A 6,632-nucleotide genomic window follows, 5' to 3' on the forward strand; every position below is an offset into this window, starting at 1 on the left:
TCAGACCACTACCCCATTTCAAATTTAACGCTATTAAAGGTACAAGCACAAAAAAGCGGCAATGTTCAATACCTTGCCGCTTAAACAATTCTAGTTACAGACCAGCATATCGGTCTTTAGTTGCATAAAGGTGACAACTTATCGGGCTGGCCGCTGGCCGCGTTCAATGATCACCCCAACCCGGCTGGCGTGCGCAACGGCACCCGGCTTGCTGACCTTAATACGGACCCAGGGAGATTTAAAGCGCCGAAGCAAAATTTCGGAAACCTCCTCTGCCACACGCTCCACCAACGCAAAACGATTGGGTTGCACATGCTGGATGACCGCCTCGCTGATATCGGCATAGCTCAGGCAATCATTCACATCATCGCTGGCGGCTGCCTGGCGGTTGTCCCACGCCATTTCGATATCGAACACCAACTTTTGCTGAATGGTTTGTTCCCAATCATAAACGCCAATGGTGGTGATCACGCTAAGCTCTTCAATAAATACGATATCCATCACGTCATTCTCAGTTTTTGGCCTTGCCGGATACCACTTCCGACGGAATATGCGTATTATCCATAGATGTTGCGAGTAAAACGACCATTATTAAACGGAACCGCGCTATGAGTGCTACCGCGCTTGGCATGATTATCTTCGCGTATCTGTGTGGCTCAATTTCCAGTGCGATCCTGGTTTGCCGGATCGCCAGGCTGCCAGATCCGCGTGAACATGGATCGGGAAATCCAGGGGCGACCAACGTCCTGCGTATCGGTGGCCGCCTGGCGGCGGCTACGGTGTTGGTGTTCGATATTCTGAAAGGGATGCTGCCAGTCTGGTTGGCTTATGCCTTCAACGTTCCACCGCTGTATCTGGGCCTGACGGCGATCGCCGCCTGTCTTGGGCATATCTACCCGGTGTTCTTCCACTTCCGGGGCGGGAAAGGCGTGGCAACGGCGTTCGGTGCCATTGCGCCGATCGGCTGGGATCTCACCGGTCTGATGACCGGCACCTGGCTGCTGACCGTGCTGCTGAGCGGCTATTCCTCGCTCGGGGCGATCGTCAGCGCGCTGATTGCGCCGTTCTACGTCTGGTGGTTCAAACCGCAGTTTACCTTCCCGGTGGCGATGCTTTCCTGCCTGATCCTGATGCGCCATCACGACAATATCCAGCGCCTGTGGCGCGGCCAGGAAGGGAAGATCTGGGGTAAGTTCCGCAAGAAGAAAGACGGTGTTGTGGAGCAGGAAAAGGAAGAAAAGGAAAATCAATCGTGATACTGCCTGTCGAGCAATCTCCGGCCAACATGTCACCCGATGTTGTGTTCTGCGTTCGCTATCCAGATGTTGACGCCAAAACGTTGCAGGATACGGTGATACCGGTTATCAAACAGAATATTAAGAGCATGGACAATCTAATATACATGTCCTTCAGCAATCAATCGTCGAGTAACCACGAGATTAAGTTGGGATTCGCCTCTGGCACCGACCCTGATGCCACTCTGATGCAGTTGCAAAGCACACTGCAACTGGTGGTGTCACAGTTGCCACAGGAAGTGCAACGGCAGGGGGTAAGCGTAGAAAAATCAAACGACAACTTCCTGATGGTTGCAGGTTTCAGCTGCATGGAAGAATAATCAAGGGCCGGGGATCCCGGCCCTTGGCTTTTATACCGCAGGCAGCTCTGCCAGCGGCCAACGTGGGCGTACGGTCACGCCCAACTCCGGGTTACCCCCGTTTTTCATCCGAACCATCCCGGCATAGGCGATCATCGCCCCATTGTCGGTGCAGAATTCCGGGCGGGCATAGAACACTTCACCACCGCGTTTTTTCATCAACTCTGCCAGCTTGCTGCGCAACGTGCGGTTGGCGCTGACGCCACCGGCCATCACCAAGCGTTTAAACCCAGTCTGCTCCAGCGCGCGTTTGCATTTGATCGCCAGCGTATCCACCACCGCATCTTCAAAAGCACGGGCAATGTCGGCACGGGTTTGATCGTCGTTACCGTTTGAGCGGATAGTATTGGCCGCAAAGGTCTTCAGGCCGGAGAAACTGAAATCCAGCCCTGGGCGATCGGTCATTGGGCGTGGGAAGGTAAAACGCCCTTCAGTGCCCTGCTGCGCCATTTTCGACAGCATCGGCCCGCCGGGATAATCCAGCCCTAACAGCTTGGCCGTTTTGTCGAACGCTTCGCCAGCGGCGTCGTCAACCGACTCCCCCAGCAAGGTATATTCACCAATTCCGGTCACGCTGATCAGTTGGGTATGGCCACCAGACACTAACAGCGCCACAAACGGAAACTCCGGTGGGTTGTCTTCCAGCATCGGTGCCAGCAAGTGGCCTTCCATATGATGCACCGGCACCGCAGGCACGCCCCAGGCAAACGCCAGCGCGCGGCCAATGGTTGCCCCTACCAACAAGGCGCCCACCAAACCCGGCCCGGCGGTATACGCTACGCCATCGATATCGCTAGGCTTCAGGTTCGCCTCTTTCAGTGCGGCCTGGATCAGCGGCACGGTCTTGCGCACGTGATCGCGGGAAGCCAGCTCCGGCACCACGCCGCCGTAATCGGCATGCAGTTTCACCTGGCTGTAGAGTTGATTGGCTAACAAACCGGCTTGATCGTCATACACTGCAATACCGGTTTCATCGCAGGACGTTTCTATACCCAATACGCGCATTACATTTCCCATCATTCACGTGCGGCCGCCAGTTTATCACAATCAACGCCATTTACCGCCTGCCTGCAGCACGCTGGCCGCGATGGCGCGCTATGTCGATGATTCACAAGGTTGCCCGCCGGGTGATTAAAAACGAGCAATTTTTTCTGATTAGTCTATAATCGGCGGCCGATGCATAATTGCGCGAGTTTGCCGGAACGCGGCGTGTTTCAATTTGCTATGGTGCTTTACAAAGCAGCATCCATTGAAGTAAAATTCCGCACCATTTTGAAAAGGCTGGCGCTTGGCCAGCAGCAAACCGAATTCTATTGAGGTGAGAGGCACATGCCGGTAATTAAAGTACGTGAAAACGAGCCATTTGACGTTGCACTGCGTCGTTTCAAGCGTTCCTGCGAAAAAGCGGGTGTTTTGGCTGAAGTTCGTCGTCGTGAGTTCTATGAAAAACCGACTACCGAACGTAAACGCGCTAAAGCTTCTGCAGTAAAACGCCACGCGAAGAAACTGGCTCGCGAAAACGCACGCCGCACTCGTCTGTATTAATCCTTCGGGGGTAACCCCACCGCGTGATTTTTTCTTTTTCAAGAACACGCAGACCGAGTAGTTGCATACGAAGGCCGTGCTTTCCGAAAGGAATGCGCGGCTTGTTCTCGTTTATAGGCAATCGTAACAGGGGCTTATGGCTGGACGAATTCCGCGTGTATTTATCAATGACTTGCTGGCTCGCACCGACATCGTCGATCTGATCGACGCCCGGGTAAAGCTGAAAAAGCAGGGCAAGAACTATCACGCGTGCTGTCCGTTCCACCACGAAAAAACGCCTTCATTCACCGTTAATGGCGACAAACAGTTTTATCACTGTTTTGGTTGTGGAGCGCACGGTAACGCCGTCGATTTCCTAATGAATTACGACAGACTCGAGTTTGTCGAAACCATCGAGGAACTGGCCACCATGCACGGGCTGGAAGTGCCTTACGAGGCAGGCACCGGACCGACGCCAATCGAACGCCATCAACGTCAAAGCCTATATCAACTGATGGAACAGCTCAGCGCGTTCTATCAACAGTCACTGCATCAATCCAACGGTACGCAGGCGCGCAACTACCTGCAACAGCGCGGATTGAGTGACGACGTTATCCGCCATTTTGCCATCGGCTTTGCACCTGCCGGTTGGGACAATGCGTTAAAGCGTTTCGGGCGTGATACCGACAGCCGGGCAGCACTGAACGATGCCGGAATGTTGGTGACTAACGATCAAGGGCGCACTTACGATCGCTTCCGCGACCGTGTGATGTTCCCCATCCGCGACAAACGCGGGCGGGTAATCGCCTTTGGTGGACGCGTACTGGGTGACGGTATGCCCAAGTACCTGAACTCGCCGGAAACCGAAGTATTCCACAAGGGCCGTCAGTTGTACGGCCTGTATGAAGCACAGCAGAGCCACGCCAATCCGCAGCGTTTGCTGGTGGTTGAAGGCTATATGGACGTGGTGGCGTTAGCGCAATATGGCATTGATTATGCCGTTGCCTCACTCGGAACCTCGACAACGGCTGAACATATTCAGCTGCTGTTCCGCGCCACCGATAACGTTGTCTGCTGTTACGACGGCGACAGGGCTGGCCGTGAAGCCGCCTGGCGCGCGTTGGAAACCGCACTGCCCTATCTCAACGATGGGCGTCAGTTACGGTTTATGTTTTTGCCAGAGGGTGAAGACCCGGACACCCTGGTCCGTAAAGAAGGCAAAGACGCCTTCGAACAGCGAATGGAGCAGGCGCAGCCGCTTTCCACTTTCCTGTTCGAAACGTTGATGCCACAGGTCGACCTGAGCAGCCCGGATGGCCGCGCCAAACTGAGTACCTTGGCGCTACCGCTGATCACTCAGGTGCCGGGTGAGACCTTACGTCTGTACCTGCGCCAACAGCTAGGCAGCAAGCTGGGCCTGCTGGACGATAGCCAGCTCGACAAGCTGATGCCCAAACAGGCGGAAAATGCGAATACTTATCAGGCGCCCCAGCTAAAACGCACAACCATGCGTATACTGATAGGATTACTGGTGCAAAATCCGCGTTTGGCTACACTTATCCCTTCCTTGGAAGGGCTCGAGCAGACTAAACAGGCGGGTTTACCGCTATTTGTTGAACTGGTGCAGACCTGTTTAGCGCAGCCGGGCCTGACTACCGGCCAGTTGCTGGAACTGTACCGTGATAACAAATTGAGCCAGCAGCTTGAAACCTTGGCGACATGGAACCATATGATCGTTGAGGAACAAGTTGAGCAACACTTTTTAGATACTCTGACGAATCTCTATGACTCAGTGCTGGAAAAACGTCAGGAAGATTTGATCGCTCGTGACAGAACTCATGGCCTGAATGCAGACGAACGCAAGGAACTCTGGTCATTACAGCTGGCATTAGCGAAGAAAGACTGAATACCAAACGGCTTAAGTGCCGATAAATGCGAGGGCTGAGCCCTGCAATATGCCGCCACAGTGGGCCGCGGCGACAACAAAAACGCCCCAAATGCTATTGTTGGCGGTTTCGCCGACCGACACCAACCCAAATACTCTGAAGTGTGGATACCGTCTTATGGAGCAAAACCCGCAGTCACAGCTTAAACTTCTTGTCCAACGTGGTAAGGAGCAAGGCTATCTGACCTATGCTGAGGTCAATGACCATCTGCCGGAAGATATCGTCGACTCCGATCAGATCGAAGACATCATCCAGATGATTAACGACATGGGCATCCAGGTGATGGAAGAAGCACCGGACGCCGATGACCTGCTGCTGGCTGAAAACACCAACAGCACAGACGAAGATGCGGAAGAAGCTGCCGCTCAGGTGCTGTCCAGCGTAGAATCTGAAATCGGGCGTACCACTGACCCAGTGCGCATGTACATGCGTGAAATGGGTACCGTTGAATTGCTGACGCGTGAAGGCGAAATCGACATCGCCAAGCGTATCGAAGACGGCATCAACCAGGTGCAGTGCTCGGTTGCTGAGTACCCTGAAGCCATCACCTATCTGCTGGAGCAGTACGATCGCGTCGAGGCTGGCGAAGCACGCCTGTCCGATCTGATCACCGGCTTCGTCGATCCTAACGCGGAAGAGGACATCGCCCCTACCGCTACGCACATCGGTTCTGAATTAACCACCGAAGAGCAGGACGACGACGAAAAAGACGAAGACGAAGAAGACGAAGCTGAAGACGACAACAGCATCGATCCAGAACTGGCGCGCCAGAAGTTTACCGATCTGCGCGATCAGTACGAAGCCACTCGTCTGGTTATCAAAAAGAACGGCCGCAGCCACGCCAGCGCAGCAGAAGAGATCCTGAAGCTGTCTGAAGTGTTCAAGCAGTTCCGCCTGGTGCCAAAACAGTTCGACTTCCTGGTCAACAGCATGCGTACCATGATGGATCGCGTTCGTACGCAAGAACGTATCATCATGAAGCTGTGCGTTGAGCAGTGCAAAATGCCGAAGAAAAACTTCGTCACTCTGTTCGCCGGCAACGAAACCAGCGACACCTGGTTCGCAGCGGCACTGGCAATGGGTAAACCATGGTCAGAGAAGCTGAAAGACGTTAATGAAGATGTTCAGCGCAGCCTGCAAAAACTGCGTCAGATCGAAGAAGAAACCGGCCTGACCATCGAGCAGGTGAAAGACATCAACCGTCGTATGTCGATCGGTGAAGCGAAAGCCCGCCGCGCGAAGAAAGAGATGGTTGAAGCCAACTTGCGTCTGGTGATCTCGATCGCCAAGAAGTACACCAACCGCGGCCTGCAGTTCCTCGACCTCATTCAAGAGGGCAACATCGGCCTGATGAAGGCGGTGGACAAGTTCGAATACCGTCGTGGTTACAAGTTCTCGACTTATGCCACCTGGTGGATCCGTCAGGCGATCACTCGCTCGATCGCCGACCAGGCCCGCACCATCCGTATTCCGGTGCACATGATCGAGACGATCAACAAGCTCAACCG

General features: G+C 54.2%; 7 protein-coding genes. 5 read left to right on the plus strand and 2 right to left on the minus strand.

What is annotated here, in order from left to right:
• Positions 1-138 precede the first annotated feature (138 nt).
• Positions 139-501 (minus strand): bifunctional dihydroneopterin aldolase/7,8-dihydroneopterin epimerase, encoded by a 363-nt coding sequence (gene folB, locus ACLQ7H_RS03560; RefSeq protein ID WP_411751484.1) that lies wholly within the window; start codon positions 499-501, stop codon positions 139-141.
• A gap of 107 nt (positions 502-608) precedes the next feature.
• On the opposite strand from folB, the gene plsY reads away from it, so the two are divergent.
• Both plsY and ACLQ7H_RS03570 read left to right on the plus strand, forming a co-directional pair.
• Positions 609-1,256, plus strand: a complete 648-nt coding sequence (gene plsY, locus ACLQ7H_RS03565) for a glycerol-3-phosphate 1-O-acyltransferase PlsY (RefSeq protein WP_411751479.1) — start codon at positions 609-611, stop codon at positions 1,254-1,256.
• Complete coding sequence (locus ACLQ7H_RS03570; RefSeq protein WP_411751480.1) at positions 1,253-1,615, plus strand: efflux RND transporter permease subunit; 363 nt, start codon at positions 1,253-1,255, stop codon at positions 1,613-1,615. The genes plsY and ACLQ7H_RS03570 overlap by 4 nt, the downstream gene beginning before the upstream one ends.
• Positions 1,616-1,645: 30 nt before the next feature.
• On the opposite strand, the gene tsaD is transcribed toward ACLQ7H_RS03570, so the two are convergent.
• Positions 1,646-2,659, minus strand: coding sequence for a tRNA (adenosine(37)-N6)-threonylcarbamoyltransferase complex transferase subunit TsaD (gene tsaD, locus ACLQ7H_RS03575; RefSeq protein ID WP_411751481.1), 1,014 nt, complete (start codon positions 2,657-2,659; stop codon positions 1,646-1,648).
• 324 nt (positions 2,660-2,983) lie between these two features.
• Between tsaD and rpsU the strand changes: the two genes are divergently transcribed.
• The 3 genes from rpsU to rpoD all read left to right on the plus strand — a co-directional run.
• The gene (gene rpsU, locus ACLQ7H_RS03580; protein WP_001144069.1) at positions 2,984-3,199 is read left to right on the plus strand and encodes a 30S ribosomal protein S21; all 216 of its coding nucleotides are present in this window, start codon (positions 2,984-2,986) and stop codon (positions 3,197-3,199) included.
• 136 nt (positions 3,200-3,335) lie between these two features.
• Positions 3,336-5,084, plus strand: a complete 1,749-nt coding sequence (gene dnaG, locus ACLQ7H_RS03585) for a DNA primase (RefSeq protein ID WP_411751482.1) — start codon at positions 3,336-3,338, stop codon at positions 5,082-5,084.
• 157 nt (positions 5,085-5,241) lie between these two features.
• Positions 5,242-6,632, plus strand: a 1,391-nt coding sequence (rpoD, locus tag ACLQ7H_RS03590) for an RNA polymerase sigma factor RpoD (protein WP_411751483.1), incomplete at its 3' end; no start/stop codon positions are given.

Origin of the sequence: Serratia sp. (in: enterobacteria) (assembly GCF_046715635.1) — a bacterium.
GTDB lineage: Bacteria > Pseudomonadota > Gammaproteobacteria > Enterobacterales > Enterobacteriaceae > Chania.

Excerpts from the sequence above, each read along its gene's own strand:
- tsaD (WP_411751481.1), bottom strand. The coding sequence starts at position 2,659 with ATGCGCGTATTGGGTATAGAAACGTCCTGCGATGAAACCGGTATTGCA.
- plsY (WP_411751479.1), top strand. The coding sequence starts at position 609 with ATGAGTGCTACCGCGCTTGGCATGATTATCTTCGCGTATCTGTGTGGC.
- dnaG (WP_411751482.1), top strand. The coding sequence starts at position 3,336 with ATGGCTGGACGAATTCCGCGTGTATTTATCAATGACTTGCTGGCTCGC.
- rpsU (WP_001144069.1), top strand. The coding sequence starts at position 2,984 with ATGCCGGTAATTAAAGTACGTGAAAACGAGCCATTTGACGTTGCACTG.
- folB (WP_411751484.1), bottom strand. The coding sequence starts at position 501 with ATGGATATCGTATTTATTGAAGAGCTTAGCGTGATCACCACCATTGGC.